Origin of the sequence: Ekhidna sp., from assembly GCF_039940915.1 — a bacterium.
Classification (GTDB): Bacteria; Bacteroidota; Bacteroidia; order Cytophagales; family Cyclobacteriaceae; genus Ekhidna.
Genome location: NZ_JBDVFO010000002.1, coordinates 2,057,621 through 2,080,004, shown reverse-complemented (window position 1 = coordinate 2,080,004; position 22,384 = coordinate 2,057,621). Strand labels below are relative to the sequence as shown.

At 40.5% G+C, this 22,384-nt stretch carries 20 protein-coding genes; 9 read left to right on the top strand and 11 right to left on the bottom strand.

Annotation, left to right across the window (positions count from 1 at the left end):
* Window positions 1-29 precede the first annotated feature (29 nt).
* Genes ABJF57_RS14350 through ABJF57_RS14335 form a run of 4 tightly spaced genes read right to left on the bottom strand, consistent with a single transcriptional unit; the run spans window position 30 to window position 6,184 of the window.
* Window positions 30-3,101 carry a CHAT domain-containing protein gene (locus ABJF57_RS14350; RefSeq protein WP_462230260.1) on the bottom strand — a complete coding sequence of 1,024 codons (3,072 nt, stop codon included), beginning with the start codon at window positions 3,099-3,101 and terminating at the stop codon, window positions 30-32.
* Complete coding sequence (locus ABJF57_RS14345; RefSeq protein ID WP_462230258.1) at window positions 3,098-4,402, bottom strand: TRAP transporter large permease; 1,305 nt, start codon at window positions 4,400-4,402, stop codon at window positions 3,098-3,100. Before ABJF57_RS14345 ends, ABJF57_RS14350 begins: the two co-directional genes overlap by 4 nt.
* Window positions 4,399-5,706: a hypothetical protein gene (locus ABJF57_RS14340; RefSeq protein WP_462230256.1), complete on the bottom strand. Its 1,308-nt coding sequence runs from the start codon at window positions 5,704-5,706 to the stop codon at window positions 4,399-4,401. Before ABJF57_RS14340 ends, ABJF57_RS14345 begins: the two co-directional genes overlap by 4 nt.
* Complete coding sequence (locus ABJF57_RS14335) at window positions 5,690-6,184, bottom strand: TRAP transporter small permease subunit (RefSeq protein WP_462230254.1); 495 nt, start codon at window positions 6,182-6,184, stop codon at window positions 5,690-5,692. The genes ABJF57_RS14340 and ABJF57_RS14335 overlap by 17 nt, the downstream gene beginning before the upstream one ends.
* Before the next feature lie 165 nt (window positions 6,185-6,349).
* On the opposite strand from ABJF57_RS14335, the gene ABJF57_RS14330 reads away from it, so the two are divergent.
* Together ABJF57_RS14330 and rlmN are read left to right on the top strand one after the other, a co-directional pair.
* Window positions 6,350-7,360: a sensor histidine kinase gene (locus ABJF57_RS14330; RefSeq protein ID WP_462230252.1), complete on the top strand. Its 1,011-nt coding sequence runs from the start codon at window positions 6,350-6,352 to the stop codon at window positions 7,358-7,360.
* A 60-nt stretch (window positions 7,361-7,420) separates the two neighbouring features.
* Window positions 7,421-8,467, top strand: a complete 1,047-nt coding sequence (rlmN, locus tag ABJF57_RS14325) for a dual-specificity RNA methyltransferase RlmN (protein WP_462230250.1) — start codon at window positions 7,421-7,423, stop codon at window positions 8,465-8,467.
* Here the strand turns inward: rlmN and ABJF57_RS14320 are convergent.
* On the bottom strand, window positions 8,462-9,196 hold the full coding sequence (locus ABJF57_RS14320; RefSeq protein WP_462230248.1) for an alpha/beta hydrolase: 735 nt from the start codon (window positions 9,194-9,196) through the stop codon (window positions 8,462-8,464). The two genes, rlmN and ABJF57_RS14320, sit on opposite strands and share 6 nt — an antisense overlap.
* A 218-nt stretch (window positions 9,197-9,414) precedes the next feature.
* Here ABJF57_RS14320 and ABJF57_RS14315 point away from each other — a divergent pair, with 218 nt between their 5' ends.
* Window positions 9,415-10,266 (top strand): hypothetical protein, encoded by an 852-nt coding sequence (locus ABJF57_RS14315; protein WP_462230246.1) that lies wholly within the window; start codon window positions 9,415-9,417, stop codon window positions 10,264-10,266.
* Here ABJF57_RS14315 and ABJF57_RS14310 read toward each other — a convergent pair.
* The 5 genes from ABJF57_RS14310 to ABJF57_RS14290 are packed head-to-tail and all read right to left on the bottom strand — an operon-like array spanning window position 10,263 to window position 14,570.
* Complete coding sequence (locus tag ABJF57_RS14310; protein ID WP_462230244.1) at window positions 10,263-10,640, bottom strand: hypothetical protein; 378 nt, start codon at window positions 10,638-10,640, stop codon at window positions 10,263-10,265. The genes ABJF57_RS14315 and ABJF57_RS14310 overlap by 4 nt on opposite strands.
* 36 nt (window positions 10,641-10,676) lie before the next feature.
* Window positions 10,677-11,591: a rhomboid family intramembrane serine protease gene (locus ABJF57_RS14305; protein ID WP_462230242.1), complete on the bottom strand. Its 915-nt coding sequence runs from the start codon at window positions 11,589-11,591 to the stop codon at window positions 10,677-10,679.
* A 2-nt stretch (window positions 11,592-11,593) separates the two neighbouring features.
* Entirely contained in the window at window positions 11,594-12,382 is a 789-nt protein-coding gene (locus ABJF57_RS14300; protein ID WP_462230240.1) for a rhomboid family intramembrane serine protease, read from the bottom strand.
* A gap of 26 nt (window positions 12,383-12,408) precedes the next feature.
* Window positions 12,409-14,229, bottom strand: a complete 1,821-nt coding sequence (mutL, locus tag ABJF57_RS14295; protein WP_462230238.1) for a DNA mismatch repair endonuclease MutL — start codon at window positions 14,227-14,229, stop codon at window positions 12,409-12,411.
* On the bottom strand, window positions 14,226-14,570 hold the full coding sequence (locus ABJF57_RS14290; protein WP_462230236.1) for a hypothetical protein: 345 nt from the start codon (window positions 14,568-14,570) through the stop codon (window positions 14,226-14,228). Before ABJF57_RS14290 ends, mutL begins: the two co-directional genes overlap by 4 nt.
* Window positions 14,571-14,689: 119 nt before the next feature.
* On the opposite strand from ABJF57_RS14290, the gene ABJF57_RS14285 reads away from it, so the two are divergent.
* The 3 genes from ABJF57_RS14285 (at window position 14,690) to ABJF57_RS14275 (ending at window position 18,788) form a co-directional block, all read left to right on the top strand.
* On the top strand, window positions 14,690-16,924 hold the full coding sequence (locus tag ABJF57_RS14285) for a serine hydrolase domain-containing protein (RefSeq protein WP_462230234.1): 2,235 nt from the start codon (window positions 14,690-14,692) through the stop codon (window positions 16,922-16,924).
* A gap of 55 nt (window positions 16,925-16,979) precedes the next feature.
* Window positions 16,980-18,125 (top strand): N-acetyl-alpha-D-glucosaminyl L-malate synthase BshA, encoded by a 1,146-nt coding sequence (gene bshA / locus ABJF57_RS14280; RefSeq protein WP_462230232.1) that lies wholly within the window; start codon window positions 16,980-16,982, stop codon window positions 18,123-18,125.
* A 108-nt stretch (window positions 18,126-18,233) separates the two neighbouring features.
* On the top strand, window positions 18,234-18,788 hold the full coding sequence (locus ABJF57_RS14275) for a sterol desaturase family protein (RefSeq protein ID WP_462230230.1): 555 nt from the start codon (window positions 18,234-18,236) through the stop codon (window positions 18,786-18,788).
* Here the strand turns inward: ABJF57_RS14275 and ABJF57_RS14270 are convergent, their stop codons facing one another.
* A complete protein-coding gene (locus ABJF57_RS14270) occupies window positions 18,789-18,947 on the bottom strand; it encodes a hypothetical protein (protein WP_462230228.1) in 159 nt (52 codons plus the stop codon).
* Between the two features lie 104 nt (window positions 18,948-19,051).
* On the opposite strand from ABJF57_RS14270, the gene ABJF57_RS14265 reads away from it, so the two are divergent.
* Genes ABJF57_RS14265 through ABJF57_RS14255 form a run of 3 tightly spaced genes read left to right on the top strand, consistent with a single transcriptional unit; the run spans window position 19,052 to window position 22,321 of the window.
* Complete coding sequence (locus ABJF57_RS14265; RefSeq protein WP_462230226.1) at window positions 19,052-20,149, top strand: vWA domain-containing protein; 1,098 nt, start codon at window positions 19,052-19,054, stop codon at window positions 20,147-20,149.
* A gap of 26 nt (window positions 20,150-20,175) precedes the next feature.
* Window positions 20,176-21,681 (top strand): P-loop NTPase family protein, encoded by a 1,506-nt coding sequence (locus tag ABJF57_RS14260; protein WP_462230224.1) that lies wholly within the window; start codon window positions 20,176-20,178, stop codon window positions 21,679-21,681.
* A complete protein-coding gene (locus tag ABJF57_RS14255) occupies window positions 21,674-22,321 on the top strand; it encodes an AlbA family DNA-binding domain-containing protein (RefSeq protein WP_462230222.1) in 648 nt (215 codons plus the stop codon). Before ABJF57_RS14260 ends, ABJF57_RS14255 begins: the two co-directional genes overlap by 8 nt.
* Window positions 22,322-22,384 lie beyond the last annotated feature (63 nt).

Below are 22,384 nucleotides of genomic sequence, written 5' to 3'. Positions count from 1 at the left end.
ACCCAAGTTAGCTAAGGAGTAAAAGACTGTCAAATAGTATCGTTAGTTGCTCTATGTCTATTCTTCTTTCTACGGTATACAGTAAGTATCATAACAATCACAAGCATTGATGGGATGAGATAAACAAGTAGGTTTTTATCGTCTTCAATTGCACTATTATCCCCGATCAATACAAACCCACCCCAATAAAATGGGTGCCTTGCTTTACCTGTAGCTGTTGCCAAATATTGCTTGCGTGCGTTGTTCAAAGCCACATCTTTGGTCTGGCCATCTTTCAGGTTTTGATAAAAATATTTCATCAATTCTGGCGTGGACTTGTCCGATGCTGGCCAAAGACTCATCACAGCAGCAGGCACACCAGCGTAGGCAAATGCTCGCGAAAGTGACATGACTCCTTCTCCTTTTTTGATTTTGCCAAAGCCCGTATTGCAAGCACTGAGGGTCACTAATTGGGCATTCAGATCCAGGTTGTAAATCTCATAAGCGTGAAGATATCCGTCATTTAATGTGTCTGACTGAATATCAAAGACAAGTTTAGACCTTTCAGGATGAACCTCATTGACAATAGCATGAGTTGCTAGATGGATGAAATTATAATCATCAGCTTTTTCTTTGAAGGTAGTTTCAGTTGCGGATTTTCCGAGTAGGGCTTCTCCATTTAAAAACGCAGAGACTGTCTTTACTTCTTCAAATGATCCTGGCAATGCTGAGAGCTCATTTCTGATAACGTCTACCTGCGCCGATGGTAGTGCCTTGAACTGAGGAGCAAAAGCAAGCATTGATGAAATATTATTTTTCCGATCTCCTTTTTTGTTTGAAAGGACCCCTGCAGAATAGCTGTATCTTATGTTATAATTCTCGCAGAGATATGCAGATTCATTTTTTGTATTATCTGATATGAGAAGCTCAAAAGGCAAATAGCTGAGGGCTCCGTCATTGATGACGTTGATATTTTCAGCTATGAGATGTGGAATGATAGGTAAGATTATTCTTTGATATAATTCTTTGCTGACTTCTTCAAACCCATCATTATTCACATCTATGATTGCAGATCGAAATGATGTGACCAATTGATTGACCTCATCCGCCTTAACATCCAATTTGAAGACCTGATTGTCCCTTCCAATCACAAACACATACACGAACTCATCTGTGATATTGAAAGAAACCAACTGCTCATCAACTTCAAGGATTTTGGCAACATCTTCGACAGATGGCATAATGGTTTCGTAGAGTGTTTTGAAAAAAGAAGGACTTTCACTTTTCAGGTGAGATATGTGTTGGAAGTATCTTTCTGATATCGATGTTAAACTATCTGAATATCGCTGAATCTTACCATCATTTGGTTCTGCAGTTGAGTTTTCGGCCTGAAGAAAACTTTGATAAAGCTTCATTTCTGAAGCTAGTTTTTTCTGAGAGACAATTTTTTCTTTTGAAATATTAAAAACTCCGGTTTCCGAGGCAATGGCAAGCCATTCTGATAACTGCTGAGATTTTGATAGCTCAGAAAATTGGAACATTTTGTTGTAAATTTTTGCATCATTTGAATACTCAAATAGCTGAAAACCGATATTCAATGCTCTTTTACGTACTTTTTCGATTGCATCTGCACTGAAATTTGAACCAACAGATCTCTTCCTGTAATCCTGAACGAATGATATCGCTTCTTCGACTATGCCGAAAGCATTTGTTAAACCCGTGAACGGATCACCGTTGTGCTTTTTTTCCAAAATGTCAACTTTTTGCATCAAATAACTTACATGGTTGTTACCAGATATTATTCTACTTGATTCAGGCCCTACACCCATGGTTTTATTGTTGCTGATAGCTTCTTCAATGTAGAAAAGTGATTGTTCAAGGTTTCCTTGCTCGCTTTCTAAAATACTGAAGTCGTAATATGTGTTTGCTAATGGAGAATTTTTATTCGAAAAGTCCTTGCTTAAAATGTCAATGACTTCCAGGTAAGTGTTTCTTGCCTCATCGATTTGATTTGATTTGCGTAGAAAAATGGCCTTTGCAAGTAGTGCATTGGTTCGAATAAGGACGGTTAGCTCCGCTGAGGCTATCAGGGGATTAATTTCTTCGAAAAGTTTTTGTGCTTCATCCAGCTTTCCTAGTAGCGTAAGAGCCTTTGCTTTTTCAGCAACAATGGGAACGGTGAAAACTGGCTCAACTTTCACTTGTTTGTACTTTTTCAAGGCCTCATCTAAACTGCTGATAGCATGTTCATAATCACCCATATTACTTTGTGCTAAGCCAAGGTTATATAAATTATAGCCATACTTTTCAATGCTCTTATTGGGACTGAGTTCATGAATTTTCAAGGCTCGATTCATCCAATTCAGCGCTCTTTCATATTCTTGAAATTCCATTTCAATTCTGCCTTGTAGCCCATATATGATGGCCATACTTAAATTGTCATAACCATTTTCTTCCCCTTCTATCCGGATGATTTCTTCGTTCAATTCTTTGGCCTTATTCAAGCTGCCGTTTTCTAAATGATATGATGAATATACATTCAGAGCTTGTGCAATTGCACCTGTTCTTTTAGACAATCGGGCATACTCCAAAGCTTTGTTTAGATATACCTCTCCCTTATCAAAATCTCCAGCTTTCACACACATTCTTCCTTTTGAACCATTGATGTATGCAAGGAGATAATAATTAGTTGAGTCTTTTAAAATGAGTCTCTCGGTTTCGTTAAAAATGGGCAGGGCTTCCTCAAACTTTCGAAGTTGATAAAGGGTAAATGCCAATTGCATTTGCTGATTGATGATTACAAAATAGTCCTGATCCTCTTCTGCTACTTGCCTTGCAATAGGCTCCGCTTTTCTAAAATAGAACAAGGCACTATCAAAATTGGGAATGAAAGAATAAACGATCCCAATTCTCACCAATGTTTGAGAGTATGCTTTGGGACTTTCTAGAGTAAATTTTTTTAGTGATTCAGTGAAAACAGGAATGGCATCCGCATAATTTCCTGATTGATAAATTTGCATCCCTTGCTCGTAAAGTTCTGCGCCCTGGACACTGTCTGGCAGTTGAGCATTTACAGATAAATGAGTAGCGAGAAGAAAAATGACGGTGAAAACAATTCTCATCCAACCAATTTAATCATCTCAGGAAACAAAATCAGTAAAATGAGAAACAGCAATTGAATAATGACAAAAGGAACGATGCCCTGATAGATATGCCGAGTCTTTACCTCCGGAGGGGCAACACCCTTCAGGTAGAATAAGGCAAACCCGAAAGGTGGCGTAAGAAAAGAAGTCTGTAGGTTGACTGCCAATAGAATGCCAATCCAAATAAGATCGACTCCCAACGAAACGAAAATAGGAGCGACTACCGGCACGATGATGAAGACAATCTCAATAAAATCGATGAAGAAACCAGAAATGAATACAATGATCATTACCACGATCAAAAAAGCGGTAGCATCCAGATTTGCATCCTGAATGAGGCTGAGGAGAAATTTGTCACCTTCCAACCCTCGAAATACCAATGAAAATGCTGTAGCTCCTACTAAGATCATGAATACCATGGAGGTAAGCATCGTGGTTTCCTTCATCACTTCTTTTAAAATGGATAGGTTGAATTTTTTACTTCCGATTGCCAGAATCATGGCTCCAAATGCCCCGACTCCTGCAGCTTCAGTTGGGGAGGCTACACCAGCGAAAATTGAACCCAAAACGATCAATATCAGGATGAATGGAAAAAGAAATGATTTGACAACTTCCATTGAAAAACCCTTGCTTCTAAAATCTTTTAGCTGCTCCTCAGATACCTTCGGAACCCGACTCGGGTAGATTTGGCCATATATGATGATGTAAAGCAGATATATGAGCACAAGACTTACGCCAGGGACAACAGCAGCCAAAAACAAATCACCTACCGATACATTGAGTACGCTCCCGAGTAAGACCAAAACCACAGATGGAGGAATAATTTGACCAAGTGTTCCAGACGAGGCAATTACGCCAGTACTTAATCTAGGACCATAACCATTTTTCAGCATCGTTGGTAAGCTGATTAGCCCCATGGTCACCACGGTAGCTCCTACTATTCCTGTAGAGGCGGCAAGCATTGCACCTACTACCACAACCGCAATTGCGAGTCCACCACGGATATTGCCAAAAAGCATGCTCATTGTATGGAGCAGTCGTTCAGCAATGCCGGATTTTTCCAGCATGATGCCCATGAATATGAAGAGTGGGACAGCCAGCAATACAAAGTTTTGCATGGTGCCATATATGCGCAAAGAAAGCAGGTAAAAGAAGTCAGCATCGAAAACAAGGAGTCCTACGATCACAGAGAGACCACCCAACGTGAAGGCGACTGGATAGCCAAATAATATGAGGATGAAAATCGCCCCAAACAATATCAGAGGTAGGTATTCAATCACGGCTTATCGTAAACAAAGTATATGTTGCTAATGGTTTGCAAAGAATATTTTTCTTCCTCTACCAATTTTTTTGATGCATTCTTCATACCAGTTGTATCCATTCCTATTTTCAAAAAATGGGGACCAGCCTCAAATGTGTTGATGTCAATGAAAGTTGTAAATCCAAATTCGTAATTGGAAGAATGCTGTGACTTAAACCACTTTAAACCTTCTATTTCTACGTCATCGATTTTGACACTTAACTTCTCATTAAAGAAGAGTGAAGAGGAATCAGATGTTAATTGATCCCATTTTGTTTTTTGGAGTTTTCCTTCAAACGCATAAGCACTTCCGAATACTCTCAAGTCTTTCAAAAAAACCTTGAGTGTGTTTTGACTGACAATGTCCGATTGAATTGTGGTAATTAACTGATGATCCTTGCTTCTTGTGTTTTCATAATTTGCTGCATTGTAGTCGCCGTATGCTGCTCCGATATAATAATTCGCTGTGCTATTGTCTCTGAGAGTGGACCTCAGATAGACAAATCCCCCTGATATCCCAAGTACAATGAAAGGGATCAAGTATGATTTCCATCCCTTGGTATTGGATATCAATACAAGCAGAGATCTTCTGTATAAGAATGAGAGAGTCACTACCCGGAAGAAAAGCGCCACGTAATAAAACCAATCGGCGGACCAGTTTTTTCTTCGAAAAAAACCATTTGTCAGAAAATCAATGAAGACGATTAAGCAGAGTAAAGCATAGAAAAGGATGAGCATGCCAATAACAGGAGCCATGAAGGGATTCGAGTTGAGTATTGGACCTATTAGCTCAATAAAGAATATGAATGAGAATAAGAGTGAACCAAAACCGACCAGCGTTCCGAAAAAAATGAAAGAAATACCATAAATAATTGAGGATAGCTCCTCAAGTCTCAGTACCATTTTTACCAGCGAGCCTGATTTTGTTAGCTCTTTCTTGAAATTGCCTTTGAATTTAAGTGCCTTTTCATCTACTCCTTGGGGAAAAACATAGCTTAATCCAACGGAAGCAACCCATATGCCCCTTACCAATATATGGAGAATGTATCCGAAGCTGAGTAACTGAACAGCTCTTTCGATGATGCGAAACAATCCATGCAGATTACTTCCCCGGCTGAAGTTCTGAAGGGCGATATTATCTAGTTGATCCGGGACTTGGAACAAGGCGTAAAGCACCAATGCAGATATGAGCAATTCAGCCTCCCAACTATTAAGTTGGATGGTTTTTAACCATTGTGGGGTTTTTTCTGGACTCGCAATATCTTTCTTACGCTTTTCTTCCATGAGATATGATAATTATGGATTTGGTGATTGAAGAAATACCTTGAAGTCCCAACAGTAGGAATCCAAGGGGGATGGTTGATTTTATGAGCCACCTCGCTGGCAGTCCTCCAGGTTGTGGGCTTGTTTCCGATAACTTGTAGGAGCTTTCTACAAAAGAAAGCGACTCCCAAAATGCAATGGCGCAAAAAGGAAGCAGCAATGCTAAGCCTCCGATGAGATTTACCCAAGCCTTGTTTTTGTTTGAAAATCGGTCGTAAAAAACATCAACGCGCACATGTTTGTCTTCCTTCAAAGTATAGGCCGCTCCCAATAAAAAAATAGCTGCAAACAGGTGCCACTCCAATTCGAATGAGGCTGCCGAGGTAATGCTCAATGAATACCTGAGTATTACATCAATGACAATTACCAATACCAAAAGGAGGGTAAGCCAGGAAATAGCTTTACCGATAGCACTGTTCAGTTTATCAATTACGGTCACCCAACGAAAATAGCTAACCTTGACGACCTTGACTAGTTTTTATTGAATCACTAATTGCTCGAAGGAGGGCATCATAGTTTGTTTGTCTACCTATAGTATACCGTTTGATAGCAATAGGATTCTTCATATCGCTCTACTTTGTGAATTACTCAAATGCTAGCGCATATGTACGATCTAATCATAACATTTTTACTCCTCGGTTCTGCTATTCTTTTTCTTGCAATCATGAAGACGCGTGATGTATTTCGGATTGTACAGCACGAACTTTTTCGCAAAGAGTGGAGCAAGCTTGTGGTTCTTATATCGCTTTTTGAATTGGGATACTGTGGCGTAGCCTTTTTAATCATTTACAATCAAGGTGAATATTTATCATTGCTGACAGGTGCAATACTATTGATGGGTGCAATTTTTGTGTTTATTGTAGTATCCATGGGAGTCAAAACCTGTCAGCTACTCAAAAAATCTAGTGAAGAACGAGAAGAGCAGATGAAGGTACTCGTGACAAGAAATAATCAGCTCGTACAATTTAACTATGCTACAACTCACGATCTTCGAGAACCCATCAATACGGTACTCGGATGTTCTTTAGTCTTAGAATCAGACTACAAGCATCTGTTGGACGAGGACGGTCAAAATCTGATTCAGTTTACCAAAAAAGCGGCCCACCGAATGTCTGAATTGGTTTCGGCCCTTTCAGAATACTTAAGCGTCGGGATAGAAATTAAGCGAGATACAGTGGATGTGAATGATCTTGTTGAGGAAGTCATTCAATCCATGAATGGATCTGTGAAAGACTCAGGAGTAAAAATTGAAGTGGGACTATTGCCCATTTTAAGTGCTAACGAGAACGAACTTAAGCGTGTATTTCAAAATTTAATTGGCAATTCCATTAAGTATAAACGTCCAAAAACTATTCCTGAAATTTATATTTCTTCCGAAAAATTAGATGATAGGTGGAGGTTTGCCATCAAAGACAATGGTATAGGCATTTGCGAAAAAGATATCCCTCGCGCTTTTCAGTTGTTCAGGCAGCTACACCCCAAAGATGAGTATGAAGGAATGGGTCTGGGGCTATCCATAGCGCGCAGGGTCGTAGAATTGCATGGTGGTGAAATTTGGTTGGAGTCTACATTAGGAGAAGGAACGACATTTTTTTTCACGCTGGACGAGAACTAAAGGAAGAGCTTGGCCAGGCATTAGATAATTCTAATAAGAGGAATTACTTCCTACCTTTGCATGATGAAGGACATTCGTAAGGAAACACTGGAGGGATTGATGACCTGGTTTGAAGCAAACGGCGAAAAGAAATTTCGTGCCAAACAGGTTTGGGAATGGTTGTGGGTTAAGTCCGCCAAAACGTTTGACGAGATGTCTAATCTTTCTAAGTCCCTCAGAGATAAACTCAAAAATGAGTTTACCATCAATCATATATCCATTGATAACTCTCAACTGTCCAATGACGGTACCATAAAGTCTGCTTTTCGCTTATATGATAAGCATGTGATCGAGGGAGTATTAATTCCGGCAGATGATCGAATGACGGCATGTGTTTCCTCGCAAGTGGGATGTTCACTAAGCTGCAAATTTTGTGCGACAGGATATATGAAGCGAGAGAGAAACCTTGATGCAGCGGAAATCTATGATCAGGTGGTGGCCATCCGTGACCAAGCTGCAGAACATTATCAAAAACCCCTATCCAATATTGTATTTATGGGCATGGGTGAGCCTTTACTTAACTACAAGGGAATGATGGACGGGATTGATATGATTACTTCTGAGCAAGGTCTTAACATATCACCTAAAAGGATAACCGTATCCACGGCGGGTATCGCTAAAATGATCACGAAGCTTGCAGACGATGAGGTGAAGTTTAACCTGGCCTTATCTCTTCATGCAGCAGACGATAAAAAGCGAGACAGCATCATGCCGATCAATGAAACAAATACATTGGATGCTTTGCTTCAGGCACTAAGGTATTTCTATGACAAAACAGGCAATCGAATCACCTTCGAGTATATCTTGTTTTATGATTTCAATGATTCCATAGAAGATGCCGAGAAACTTCTGAAGTATGCTCGTAAAGTGCCAGGAGTAAGAATCAACATCATTGAATACAACCCAATCTCAGAAGCATCTTTCACAAAAGCAGATCCGGAAACGATAGATCGATTTGCCAATCACCTGATAGAGGGAGGAGTGCATACCAGCGTAAGGCGAAGCAGAGGCAAGGATATTGATGCTGCCTGTGGTCAGTTGGCTAATAAAAACAAGCTTGCATCATAGAAACTGCTGCAAAAAAGAGTTCAACGCTTTCCAGTACTCTTCATTGCCTTCAGTCTTTTCCCACAAAGCGGAAGACCCATGCTTTCCTTTGGATTCAGGTAAGAAATAAGTTTTTTCAGATAATATCTGCTCATACATTTTCCACCAGCTATTTCTCTCTCCCTTCGCGGATGTTATAAAAACCGGGACCTTTATATCACCGACACTGCTGGTAATGAAGTCACCAGCCTTTCCATCATTTCTGAAATACTCCCCTGGTGAAAAAGAAAGTACGCCGCGCACGTCTAAATAGCTTGCGCATTTCAATACGAGCGATGACGAATAAGAGCTCCCCCAAATGATCGGAAACTCGTTGGCCAGATTATTATCCTTAACGTATTCAATGGCAGACTCAATGTCCGGAATCGTATTTACATATTTAGTTGGTTTACCTGCGTTTCTAGCATTTTTTGAGGTAAGATTCTCCACACCATTGGCGGAATTACCGGACCTGAGATCAACGGCTAGGCAATTGAATCCCATCGCATTGAGTTTTGGTGCTATTTCACGATACTCACCTCTACTATACCCCGCTTGATGAAATAAAAGTATGAATGGAGCAGATTTGTCATGAGGGGCATAAAGATCTGCTACAATATTTATCGAGTCTTTGGATGGGAATGAAATCTGTTTTTGAGCCACGGAGCTCAAAGAGAATGCGATAAGGAAAATGAATAATATGTTTTTCATAAAGCAATGGTAGTGAATTAGCAATCAATGATAATGCGCCAGTTGAGCGTATTATCATTGAATATCCAATGGAAGACATTTGCTAACCAATTGCCTCAACTCAATAGCAGCAGGTGATTTGTCAGCGGTTGATTTTTTCACCTTATCCTATGCCAATTTTAGTTCTTTCCATTACGCTGATTTCATTAAATTTGCCCGCTTTTAATTTCTATTTAGGAATGAACATTAGGGTACTAGTACTACTATCAACAATTGCTTTTTCAACAGCATTTGTCAAACAATTTTTCTACTCACAGCAGGTAGTGGCTACCATCGAAGATGACCGCCTGGTTGAAGCCTCTGGCATTGAAGAATCTTACGCCAACCCAGGCTATTTCTGGACACACAATGACAGTGGTGCTGATCCTATACTTTACCTCATCGATGGCAATGCGCAAATTGTCATGGAAGTAGACTTGAAAGGAATGAAAAATAGGGACTGGGAAGAGATCGTGACAGCCAGACATGAGGGTGATTCTTATATCTATGTCGCTGAAATTGGAGACAACAAGGCAGTTCATAAAGACGTCAAGATTTTACGAATTCCAGAGCCTCGTTTCAACGGAGGGAGAAATATTTCGATAGATAAAACTAACATTGAAGTAATGTCATTTACTTACGCGGAAGGAGCAAGGGATGCTGAAGCCTTGCTTTACGATCAATCGCAAAAGGAATTTGTGCTTGTAACCAAGCGAGAGAACAATGCCATGGTTTACTCCTTTCCATTTATAGCAAATGAGGAGGCAGTAGCTATTAAATCCAAAGGAACCATTCCTGCAAAACTTTTCACTGCTGCAGATATGAATGATCAAGGTGAAATTCTGCTGAAACATTATGGAGCCATCTACTACTGGGGTCCATCTACCAAGCCGGCAGTGGATCGAATTTTAGCCTGGGACGCCATCATGGTGGACTACATTCCCGAGCCGCAAGGTGAAGCCATATGCTGGTATGAGGGTGATTTTTACACCATCAGTGAGAAAAACAAAGGAAAGCCACAGGAGATGCTTTATTTCAAGCGGGTACGTTAGTTAGTTACCTCTTGGCAATTTCCAGAGACACATTCTACTTCGGGTTTATTGGCGATTGAACAATCGGAACCAATGCCAGCTACCTCATTGTATTGAGCGTTCAGGCTGTTGTACTGGACCAGTAGTGACCTGAATTTTTGCAAATTCATATTCGTAGAATGGATGATGTACTTCCAAGGACCGCCACAAGGTTTTGCACCAAAAGCGCTAACCATACATTGAGATGAGGCAGAGCAAGATGTGGAAAGCATTGCTTCAATTTGGTCATTTATAATTTCCATTTGATTCAATAACTCGGCTGAAGTTGGAGGTGCGCTTTCTTCTTTGCAGCCAAAAGCCAAACAAATGCTTAGAATTATCAGATACTTGGTCATGGTGAAGTTTTAAGTAAAGAAGCAGCAAAATCCGTGCTACTTCTTGCTCGCGTTGAAGAGCTTTTGCTTTTCATCCTTGCTCAAGCTTTCATAGCCCTTTTCTGAAATTTTATCCAGAATCGCATCAATCTCAGCCTGAGGGGTATTGCTGCTCGTATCTGTAGATTTAGCTTTTGCTTCTTTTTTGGTAGGTCTTCTGTTTCCCGACCGATGTGTTACTTTGATTTTTGGCTGGGGTTTGAACATACTCTTAAAAAAAGAAATGAATGAAATTACCCAACCTCCAAGATCAGTTCCTTTGTTTAGTTGTGTGATATATAGCCAACCGATAAACGCTCCCCCCAGATGCGCAATTTCTCCACCAGCATTGGCACCAGTGGATCCAATGAAAGACATAAAGACATAAAAAATGGCGATATACTTAATCTTCACCGGACCAATGAACATGAGGAAAAAAGTATAATTGGGCATAAATACCGCAGCTCCAACCACGATGGCAAACACGCCGGCAGAAGCACCTAGCATCATGGCCTCAGAGACCCTATCAGCATAGAAAGGAATGAAATTGTACATGAACATATACAAAAGCCCACCTGCTAACCCGCCCAGTACATATAATGATATTACCCTTTTACTATTAAGAAATTCTTGTATGATCCTACCAAACCAGAACAAGAACAGCATGTTGAATAGGATATGAAAGAAATCATAATGCGTAAAAAAGTAGGTGACGAGCGACCAGGGTTGAAGAAGGAAACTTCCGACTTCTGCAGGTAAGTGCAACTTCCGGAAAATCCAGAAAAAAGTATCCGTAGCTCCGCTCAGATCAAAGAATACTTTGGAAATCCGCGCAGAAATAAAAACAATCAGATTGATCAAAATGAGCTGGACAACTGCATTATTCGGCTTACTCCAGGCTTTAGCAAATTCTTGTTTGATTCCTCCGTTCATGCTCAATAAAATCTCTTAGTATTGTCTTTCCAGAACTTCAACAAAATAAAGGCAATCAGCATTCCACCCAAGTGTGCGAGGTGGGCAACATTGTCTCCTGGCGTCCGGTTAAACTCTGAATAAAGTTCATACATCGCATAGAAAAAGACGAGGTATTTGGCCTTAATGGGTATCGGCGGAAAGAGTAAAAACAGCTCCGTATTTGGAAATAAAAAGGCGAAAGCAAACAAAATCCCAAACACTGCTCCAGAGGCTCCAATCATGTTACCGTTGGTAACTACACCTTCATAAATACTTCTCACAGCTGCAATGGTCTCCCCTTCATAAGCTGGATTATCATAATAGAGGTCTAGCAATTCTCCACCTCTCGCTACATTAATAAACGATTTGTTATCGATAATGAATCGCTCAAATGCCTCAGGGCTAGGATTGTCGAGGTAAGCTTCCGCAGCATTTTTAAGCGGGAGTTTTTCAATAGCATCGGCCGTACCATATAAGAGTCCGGCACCAATTCCACAAATAAGATAAAAAATAAGGAACCGCTTCGAACCCCATACCATCTCCAGCATAGGTGCGAAAACCAGCACAGCGATCATATTGCCAATCAAATGCCAGGTGCCCCCATGCAGCCACATGTAAGTCAGAAACTGATATGGCGCAAATTCGGAAGAGTAGACCACACGTAATCCAAACCATTCAGAAAGTGGTAGCCTGAGAAAAGAGGATAGTAGCATAATTGCTACGTTGATGATCAATATATTTTTTGCTACTGGTGTGAGTCTTCTAAACACTTGTCCTTTATTTACTTGCTGCTAATCTACTTTTTAAACCAATCATTTATTTGCTCTAAACTAACCAAAACATAAGTTGGATTCCCATCCGGTGTATAATTTGGTTGCTCACAAGCAAACAGCCGATCCATCAGATGATCCATTTCTTCTTCCTTCAGCTTGTTGCACCGATTTGTTGCCGTTCGCTTAGCCAATGCACGAGCCAAACTCTCATTTTTTGGAAGGTCCAGCTTTTCCGCATTGAACTTATATTGTTCTATTAGACCTTCAAACACCTCCTTTTCGTTGCAGGGAGCTAGCTCAGCAGGAATTCCTTGGATCACAATCATACTTTCACCCATTTGTTCAAACTCGAAACCCAGCAGATTGATTTCCTCCTTTAGCTCAACGGTCAAAGCAAAATCCGAAGGATTTAAGTTTACTTGTTGAGGGAACATACACGATTGAGATGCTCCTGCGCCAGCTTGCATCGACTTTTGATACTGCTCGAAAAGGATTCGTTCCAATGCTGAAACCTTATCCAATACCACCATTCCACTCTTCACTTGACGAAGCAAATAACGTCCGTGGAGATGATAAGTTGGCTTTTTTTCGTCTACCTCGGTAGGTTGATTGATGGAGCTGGTGAAAGTAGTCTGTACGACTCGCTCTTTCTCGGCTTCTTCAATGGTAGCAATCTCTTCTTGTGTCGCAGAAGCATACAGCTCATTCAGTTTGTCTAGTCGTTCTTGATTGCTTTCAAGTGATTTGAACGAACCATAATCACGATCTTTTTTCGAGGTAAAAGAGGGATTCTCTCGCTGGATGTTTAAATGATCAAAACTTACGTCAGCAGAAAAATCCAATGATGGTGTCACATTGAATGAAGCCAATGCTTGTCGTATTGCTGAGTTGATTACGCCATAGAGCATTCGATCATCATCAAATTTCACCTCTGTCTTAGTGGGATGCACATTGATGTCAACATGGACGGGATCAATCTCAATGAAGAGCACATAGAATGGAAAATAATCCTCTTTCAGCAGCCCTTGATATGCCCGATTTACTGCATGATTGAGATAGCTATTCTTAATAAACCTATTGTTGATAAAAAAGAACTGCTCACCGCGAGTTTTCTTCGCATTTTCAGGCTTGCCAATGTAGCCACTGATTTTTACCAAATCAGTCTCCTCGCTGCACGGAACAAGTTGTTGTTGATAATTTTTACCGAAAAGCTGAACGATACGTTTACTCAACTTTCCATCATCCAGTTTGTAAGTTTCCAGATCGTTCTGGACCAAAGAGAAAGCAATATTCGGGTTGGCCAATGCTACCCGCTGAAATTCGTCCGTAATATGCCGCAGTTCTACAGGGTTAGATTTCAGAAAATTCCTTCGTGCTGGTACATTATAAAAAAGGTTCTTGACAGAGATGGATGTCCCTTGGTTTTGGGCAATGGGTTCTTGGCTTTTAATCTCTGAGGATTCAATGATCAACTGTGTACCAAGTTCATCATCAGCATGCCGTGTTTTCAATTCAACCTGAGCTACCGCCGCTATGGAGGCCATAGCTTCTCCACGAAACCCGAGCGTTCTAATTTTAAATAAATCTTCGGAAGAGCGAATTTTGGATGTGGCATGACGTTCAAAACTCATGCGAGCATCAGTGATGCTCATGCCACATCCATTGTCAACTACTTGAATCAATGATTTTCCTGCATCTTTTACGATTAGCTTAATCGACGTGGCGCCAGCGTCAACACTATTTTCCAACATCTCCTTTACAACAGATGCGGGACGCTGCACTACTTCTCCAGCTGCTATTTGATTGGCAATCCCATCCGGGAGTAAGTGAATAACATCACTCATTTGCGTCTCCTAAAAGATTTCAGTCTGTAGATCAAATACGCTGGAACGATGATCCACAAAATGTAATAAAATACTTCATTCCCAAACTGTAGCCAGCCAAGCACCATCAGCCCGAGAAGCGAGGCAATCGCGAGCTGAATCATAGATGTAGCCGGTGCATACTTAGCTTTCCGCTTAAAATTGATCTTTGTTGGTTGAGAGCTTTCTCCTCCCTTACCATCCATTCGCTCTTTCATTCGCTCGGTACGCTCTTTGATTTCCTCCTTCACAGGATCATAATACCGTGGCTTTATTACAAACTGCTGATGTTTTGGTAGACGAAAAAGTGAAGGAAATCGCATTGGGTATACTTATTGATCGAATGTTATAATATTGAACACGACATGAACGAAAAATTGTTCAAATTTAATCCTCTCAATTGAGAATGAATCAAATACTTGAATTCGATTTGAATTGACTTATGAGAGTTTACTGCCTTATACTCGCTTTTGTGTGCTCTTCGGTTTTTGCAAAGGAAGCAGAAATCAATGAGGGCGTATGGATTGATGGCAATTCTTTCTACAAATCAATCAAGCATAAGAAAAAATCTACCATCTACTTCAGTGACTGGTCGGTATATGTTGATCAATTTCTGGCTGACGAAGATTATTACGTCGCTGTACAGCTCGATAAAAGTTTTAACCCGCTTCTAAATACTGAAATAAGTCTCCCATCCCTGACTACAATAGCTGCGATAGCAGATAAAAAGCTCAGATTGGAATACTTTGGGTTTTTGGAAAGTTTTGGAAGAACCAAAGGTGTCAATCACATGGTATTGCCTGACACTGCAGGTTTTACATTGCTGGAAAAGGAGGTCTTGAAAGAAGCCAATGAGCATTCGCCTTTTTACTTTGTTAGCAAATCATCGCTTTCACATTCCATCCCTGATTCCAAAAAAGCGTTTGAGAGCGAGACGATGGATCAACCTACCATTTGGGTTGCAGAGCAAGATCATAACATTAGTAAATTGAAACGATGGAGCAACAAGCTGACATCAGAAGCAATTGCAGCCTTTTATGATCAGCTAAGGAAATCGAAAGACGAAAAATTCATACCCGTTTATGCCCTTCCATCTTCCTTATCCAATTCCATCTTTTCATTGAGCGTAGTAGCGATCGATCGATACAGACAACTTCCATTAAGAGATGAAACAATCACCTATCTGGGAATAGATCGGGAACTAAGAAGCAGGCTGAAGCAATATGCCAACGTGTTGGACTATCGCATGCCCGGAGTGAGGTGTTTGGTCGATCGTCGAGAATATAGGATGGATTTAGAAGCGGGGGATATTGCAATTCAGTACGGACTATCTACTGATATAGAGACAGCCCTATCGCTTCCTGAGATTTCAATAGACAATATGGATGTTTCCATTGCTAAGATGCTGTTTGGCTCGCATGAAATGAGAGGTAGAGCGTCTCATCCATACGCTCGATCGATAAGAGATTTCAGCTATTTAGGTTATAGCGATCCAGATATAGAAGGCTTCAATGCAAACCATTTAAACCGGATAGATTCCCTTGCCGCGGAGGCGATTAAGAAACTTGCTACACCTGGAATACAATTGGCAGTGGTAAGGAATGGGACACTGATAGCTGAAAAAACATATGGGTATTTCACCTACGATAGTTTGCATGAGGTATCAAAAAATACTGTTTATGATATTGCTTCAATCACGAAAGTGATTGCTACCCTGCCTGCCATTGCATTATTGATCGATCAAGGGAAGATCAGTCTGGATGATTCACTGAGTATGCACCTTGATGCCTTTAAATCATCCAATAAGTCATCCGTTTCCATCCGTCAATTGCTATCGCACAATGCTGGACTTCTTTCCTATGTTCCGTTTTGGAGCATGATGATGGATGGAGATCGATTAGATGCCTTTTACTACAAAACTCCTGAAGACGAGAAAAACGATGTTCGAACCTATGGATTAGAACCAGACCCAAGCATGGCGGATTCGCTGAAGAGCTTCATTGTAAAATCCAAGCTCATTAAAAATCCGCAAGAATATAGGTACAGTGATCTGGGATTCATGATTCTGCACTTATTAGTAGAGCAAGTTTCAGGGATGCCATTTGAAGAATTTCTGGTGACCAATTTTTATCAACCAATGGGATTGTCAAGTACGACGTTCAATCCGATACGAAAAGGGATCTCGCCTCAAGACATTACCCCCACAGAATACGACAACAGGTATAGAAACTATCAGGTATGGGGAGAAGTACATGATCGAAATGCGTTGGTTTTTGGAGGTGCAGCAGGTCATGCCGGCTTGTTTTCTACCGCAACGGATTTAGCAAAAATGATGTATATGTTTATGAATGATGGCTATTACGGTGGTAGGCAATACCTTTCCAGCGCAACCATTGATCAACTCAATGTTCGCTATTTTGAAAAAAATAGGCGCGGGTTAGGATGGGATAAGAAAGATGGAAAAAAAGACTCCGCTTCTTCTTTGGCAAGCGATAGGAGCTATGGCCATACTGGTTTTACGGGAACAATGGTGTGGGCAGACCCAGAAGAAGATTTGATATATGTATTTCTTTCGAATCGCATTTATCCAGATGCCAATAACAGGAGGCTAATGGAACTCAATACACGTACGCACATTCATGATGTAATTTATCAGGCGCTTGAAAATTACGAATAGCGAAACTAATTCTTACATCTTGGGGTTTAAAGCAGTTGAAGAAAAACAACCTTTCATGAAAGTAGGAATAGTATGTTATCCCACATATGGTGGCAGTGGAGTAGTAGCCACCGAACTTGGTAAAGCACTCGCAAAAAAAGGGCATAAGATTCACTTTATCACCTACTCTCAGCCTACGAGATTGGATTTCTTCAATCCCAATCTTTACTATCATGAAGTAAGCGTAAAGTCATATCCACTTTTTCAGTACCCGCCTTATGAACTGGCGCTTGCGAGCAAAATGGTAGATGTGGTGATGAATGAAAAGCTCGATTTATTACACGTGCACTATGCGGTACCTCATGCCTCGGCTGCCTACATGGCACAGCAGATATTGAAGACGAAAGGGTACGAGATTCCGTTCATTACCACCTTGCATGGGACTGATATTACAATCGTGGGAAAAGATGCGACTAACGAGCCTGTAGTCACTTTTTCCATCAATAAATCAGATGGGGTAACAGCAGTTTCTGAAGACCTTAAGAACGATACGATAGAGCATTTTGACATTTCTGTACCCATAGATGTCATTCCTAACTTCATTGATTTGGATAGGTTCAAAAAACAGCCAAAGGATCATTTCAAGAAAGCTATTTGCCCAAATGACGAGAAGTTGGTGGTGCATACATCAAATTTCAGGAAAGTAAAACGTGTTGAGGACGTGTTGAAAGTATTTTGTGAGGTACGAAAAGTGGTGCCTTCTAAGCTCTTGCTGATAGGAGATGGTCCTGAACGACAGAAAATGGAAGACATGGCTAGAGAAATATGCACGGAGGACATTAGATTTCTGGGTAAGTTGGAAGCCGTGGAAGAAGTACTTTCCGTAAGTGATTTGTTTCTTATGACTTCAGAGAAAGAAAGCTTCGGTCTGGCGGCACTGGAAGCAATGGCTTGCGAAGTGCCTGTCATTTCCACAAATGCAGGAGGACTCCCGGAATTAAATGATGAGGGTAAATCAGGTTATGTATGTAATGTAGGTGATGTAGATGCAATGGTAGATAAGGCTATTCACATACTTGACAACAAGAATTTGGAGACTTTCAAAAAAGGAGCACTGGCACGTGCAAAAGAGTTTGATGTAAATAATGTGCTGCCGATGTATGAAGCATACTACAACACCGTTTTAGAAAAACATAAAAAGTCATTAACAGAGAGTTTGTAAAAAATTAGGGTTTCTTTTTCCTAATTTTGCCTTGAACTAAAATAAGCAATGGAACTAAAGAATAAACCTCACGCCAAAGGGACTAAGGAACTGTTTAAAAACAGATTCATGGAAAGGCTGACGAGGACTCACATCTCACTCCCATTAATCATATTTTCCATTATCTCCACCAGTCTGATGGTCTACGGCTTTCAGCAATCATACTTGACAGCTGTGAGTGCGTCACTTCTTTTTATAGGTGGTTTTATGTCCTTTACCCTCGTAGAGTACATCATGCATAGATTTGTTTTTCATCTCAACCCAAAGACTGAAAAGCAAGAAAAATTTGCATATGCAGTTCATGGTGTTCATCACGATTATCCAAAAGATAAAGACAGATTGGCTATGCCAATCCCATTGAGCCTTACACTATCCACAGGATTTTTCTTTCTGTTTTTTCTAGTAATGGGGAACAATGTGTATGCCTTTTTACCAGGATTCTTGATAGGCTATGCGTCTTATTTGTGGGTTCATTACATGGTGCATGCCTTTCAGCCACCTAAAAATTTCTGGAAAGTTTTATGGGTTCACCATGGCATCCATCACTACAAAGATCCAGGCAATGCTTTTGGCGTATCCTCGCCCTTCTGGGATTTGATTTTCAGAACGATGCCTAGGAAATAGTTAGGTTTCTTTCTTTCTTTTCTTCTCAGCTTTTTCAGCCTCTTTGGCCTTTCTTTTTTCAGGAGAAGCAGGCTCAAGTGTCGCTTTGAATAGAAAATCCCTCGTTCCCCAAAATAAATTGGTGAGTAAAGAAGCTAATATGGGTCTTCTGCCAGGCATAAAATGGTGATATCTTCCATTAATTTAATGGAAAAAATTCTGATTTCAATTTTTCTTCACTTTTCAGGAAATCATTCTTGTCCGTTTTTAGTTAAGTTGTAGTTATGATCGGATATCGATTTACTGAATTCATCCCAGAGAAAAATCCTGAGCAAACCACCTTTGATAACTTGCTCAATATTTTTTTGCAATTAATGGTTGTTACATCCGGGGATGTCAACGAAGCATTGAGCTGGTTGACAAACCTTGATCGAGAGCACAATATTTCCAATGCTGAATATGGAATAGGAGATTTTATTGATGACCTCAAGAACAAAGGATACATTGATGACAAGAATGAAAAAGGTGAATTTAGAATTACCGCAAAGAGCGAACAAGAGATCAGAAAAAGTGCACTTGAAGAAATTTTCGGGAAATTAAAAAAATCTGGAAAAGGTAATCATAAGACCAATTTTACAGGCGCGGGTGATGAGATTACCTCAGACTATCGAGAATTTCAATTTGGAGATTCTTTAGAGCAGATCGAAATGACTGAAAGTCTGCGAAATGCCCAAATTAATCACGGACTCAATGACTTGATGCTCACGGAAAATGATCTGGAAATCAGAGAGCGTGAGTATAAAACACAAACCTCCACAGTACTGATGATCGACATCAGTCACTCAATGATATTGTATGGAGAAGATCGAATTACACCTGCAAAAAAAGTAGCAATGGCGCTGGCAGAGCTAGTGAAAAGGAAGTATCCCAAAGACACATTGGATGTCATTGTTTTTGGAAATGACGCATGGCAAATCGAGGTTAAAGACTTGCCTTACCTCAACGTCGGTCCTTACCATACCAATACGGTAGCTGGACTAGAGCTTGCCATGGATTTGCTCAGACGGAGAAAGAACAAAAACAAGCAGATCTTCATGATCACAGATGGTAAACCAACTTGTCTGAAGGAAGGAATAAAATATTACAAAAATAGTTTTGGGTTAGATCCTAAAATATTGAATAGGACATTGAATCTGGCTGCCCAATGTAGACGAATCAATGTGCCAATTACCACTTTTATGATCGCTTCAGATCCTTATCTACAGGAGTTTGTGCGGGAGTTTACTGAAGTTAACAACGGGAATGCCTACTACAGCAGTCTTCAAGGACTAGGCAATCTCATTTTTGAAGACTATAAAAAAAATAGAAGAAAAAATCTCTAAGGCCGTCGGCCCATTTAAAAATTATAATGAATTATCAAGACCTATCTGCTGAGCAGAAAATGAAGATTAGTACGCTGGGAGAGCTAAAGCAATCTGGCTACCAGCCAATATCCATAAAGGATGAACTGCGTGCCAATCTGATAAGATCGAAAAAAACCGGCGAGTCAACCTTTGAAGGAATTTGGGGGTATGAGGATACTGTAATTCCAGATGTGGAAAGAGCAATTTTGTCCAGACACAACATCAATTTTTTGGGGCTGAGGGGGCAAGCGAAAACACGCATGGCGCGCATGATGACGATGCTGCTAGATGAGTACATCCCTGTTATAAAAGATGCTCCCTTAAATGACGACCCGCTCAATCCGATATCAAAATTTGCGAGAGACAAAGTCCAAGAATTGAAAGATGACACCCCTGTTGGGTGGATGAATAGAAATGAGCGCTATACAGAGAAGCTAGCAACTCCGGATGTAACGATTGCAGATTTGATTGGAGATGTCGATCCAATCAAAGCAGCTAGTTTGAAACTTCCTTATTCAGACGAGCGGGTTATCCACTTTGGTCTGGTTCCACGATCTCACAGAGGCATTTTTGTAATCAACGAATTGCCAGACTTGCAAGCAAGAATACAAGTGGCCCTTTTCAATATTCTTCAGGAAGGCGATATTCAAATTCGAGGGTTTAAGCTAAGAATGCCATTAGAGGTTCAATTTGTATTCACAGCGAACCCTGAAGATTATACCAACAGAGGATCGATAGTCACACCTTTGAAGGATAGAATTGATAGTCAGATTATTACACACTATCCCTCTTCCATTGAGATTGGAAAGAAAATTACCGACCAGGAAGCAAACCTTACGGAAGCCCAAAAGGAAGGAATTGAAATTTTTGACCTTGCAAAAGACCTGATAGAACAGATTGCGATGGAAGCAAGAGATAGTGAATATGTAGATGCGAAGAGTGGCGTGTCTGCGAGGTTGACCATTTCTGCCTTGGAAAATTTAGTGAGCGCATGTGAGCGTCGTATGCTTATCAGTGGTGATGATAAGACCCATGTGAGATTGACAGATTTCATCGGTGTGATTCCGGCAATAACCGGCAAAGTAGAACTCGTCTATGAAGGTGAGCAGGAAGGGCCTGGGATAGTGGCCAACAATCTTGTTGGAAAAGCCATAAGGGCTCAGTTCATTAATTACTTCCCAGACCCGGAAAAAGAAAGAAAGAAGGAAAAAGGGAATCCCTACGAACAGTTGAAAGAGTGGTTTGAGAAAGGAAACATGGTGGATTTGACTTTTAATGCCAACGAGGAAGCGTACCAGAAAGAATTAAAGAGCATACCTGGCTTGGAGCAACTCGTGGAGAAATATCAGAAAACAAAACATGATGGCTTTAAGTACTTTTTGATGGAGTTTGCTTTATTTGGGTTAGCAGAATACAGCATGCTTAGCAAGCATCAGCTGGAGCAAGGTATGCAATTCAAAGATCTGTTCACCAGCATGTTTAACATGCCAGAGTTGGGGGACGATGAATGAGAAAGTCAAAGAAGTATTAAAGCTAATCCATGGTGGAGAATCTCAATACGTTGAGTTCAAAAAGAAGGCAAACCATCCCGAGAAAATAATACGTGAGGTAATTGCTTTTGCCAACACAGACGGAGGTCACCTTTTCATTGGCGTTAATGACAATGGCACACTTGCGGGTCTTAGATACCCAGAGGACGATGAGTTTGCGCTAACCAAAGCGATTAATGAATTGTGTAGACCCACAATTGATTTCACCGTAGAAATGGTTCAAATACGTAAGGATATTGAAATTCTACACTACCATATAAAGGAAAGCCAGCAAAAACCCCACTTTGCTTTTTTAAATAAAAAGCATCGCTATGGAAAGGCGTTTGTGCGATCCGCAGACCACTCCATTCAGGCAAGCTATGAGCTAAGACAAATATTGAAACGCAACGATCAAGATCATGCCCCGATTGTTTTTGAGGATAAAACGAAAGAACTCTTCAAGTACTTCGAACATCATCAGGGAATTACGCTATCTGAGTATCGGCAATTGAGCGGGCTGAATAAGAAGCTTGCCTCTAATAAGTTAATAAACCTTGCTTTATCTGGTGCTTTAAAAATTGAGCCAAAAGAAGGTGGAGATATTTTTATGCCAGCCAAATAATTTTACTCAAATTCCTCCTTATTCGCTTCTTTTTTTCAAGTGAAACTCCAATATTACGGTTGA

Bases quoted from the DNA above. Each gene is read 5' to 3' on its own strand.
- ABJF57_RS14350 (WP_462230260.1), bottom strand. From the start codon at position 3,101: ATGAGAATTGTTTTCACCGTCATTTTTCTTCTCGCTACTCATTTATCT.
- ABJF57_RS14340 (WP_462230256.1), bottom strand. From the start codon at position 5,706: ATGGAAGAAAAGCGTAAGAAAGATATTGCGAGTCCAGAAAAAACCCCA.
- ABJF57_RS14330 (WP_462230252.1), top strand. From the start codon at position 6,350: ATGTACGATCTAATCATAACATTTTTACTCCTCGGTTCTGCTATTCTT.
- rlmN (WP_462230250.1), top strand. From the start codon at position 7,421: ATGATGAAGGACATTCGTAAGGAAACACTGGAGGGATTGATGACCTGG.
- ABJF57_RS14320 (WP_462230248.1), bottom strand. From the start codon at position 9,196: ATGAAAAACATATTATTCATTTTCCTTATCGCATTCTCTTTGAGCTCC.
- ABJF57_RS14315 (WP_462230246.1), top strand. From the start codon at position 9,415: ATGAACATTAGGGTACTAGTACTACTATCAACAATTGCTTTTTCAACA.
- ABJF57_RS14310 (WP_462230244.1), bottom strand. From the start codon at position 10,640: ATGACCAAGTATCTGATAATTCTAAGCATTTGTTTGGCTTTTGGCTGC.
- ABJF57_RS14305 (WP_462230242.1), bottom strand. From the start codon at position 11,591: ATGAACGGAGGAATCAAACAAGAATTTGCTAAAGCCTGGAGTAAGCCG.
- mutL (WP_462230238.1), bottom strand. From the start codon at position 14,229: ATGAGTGATGTTATTCACTTACTCCCGGATGGGATTGCCAATCAAATA.
- ABJF57_RS14290 (WP_462230236.1), bottom strand. From the start codon at position 14,570: ATGCGATTTCCTTCACTTTTTCGTCTACCAAAACATCAGCAGTTTGTA.
- ABJF57_RS14285 (WP_462230234.1), top strand. From the start codon at position 14,690: ATGAGAGTTTACTGCCTTATACTCGCTTTTGTGTGCTCTTCGGTTTTT.
- bshA (WP_462230232.1), top strand. From the start codon at position 16,980: ATGAAAGTAGGAATAGTATGTTATCCCACATATGGTGGCAGTGGAGTA.
- ABJF57_RS14275 (WP_462230230.1), top strand. From the start codon at position 18,234: ATGGAAAGGCTGACGAGGACTCACATCTCACTCCCATTAATCATATTT.
- ABJF57_RS14270 (WP_462230228.1), bottom strand. From the start codon at position 18,947: ATGCCTGGCAGAAGACCCATATTAGCTTCTTTACTCACCAATTTATTT.
- ABJF57_RS14265 (WP_462230226.1), top strand. From the start codon at position 19,052: ATGATCGGATATCGATTTACTGAATTCATCCCAGAGAAAAATCCTGAG.
- ABJF57_RS14260 (WP_462230224.1), top strand. From the start codon at position 20,176: ATGAATTATCAAGACCTATCTGCTGAGCAGAAAATGAAGATTAGTACG.
- ABJF57_RS14255 (WP_462230222.1), top strand. From the start codon at position 21,674: ATGAATGAGAAAGTCAAAGAAGTATTAAAGCTAATCCATGGTGGAGAA.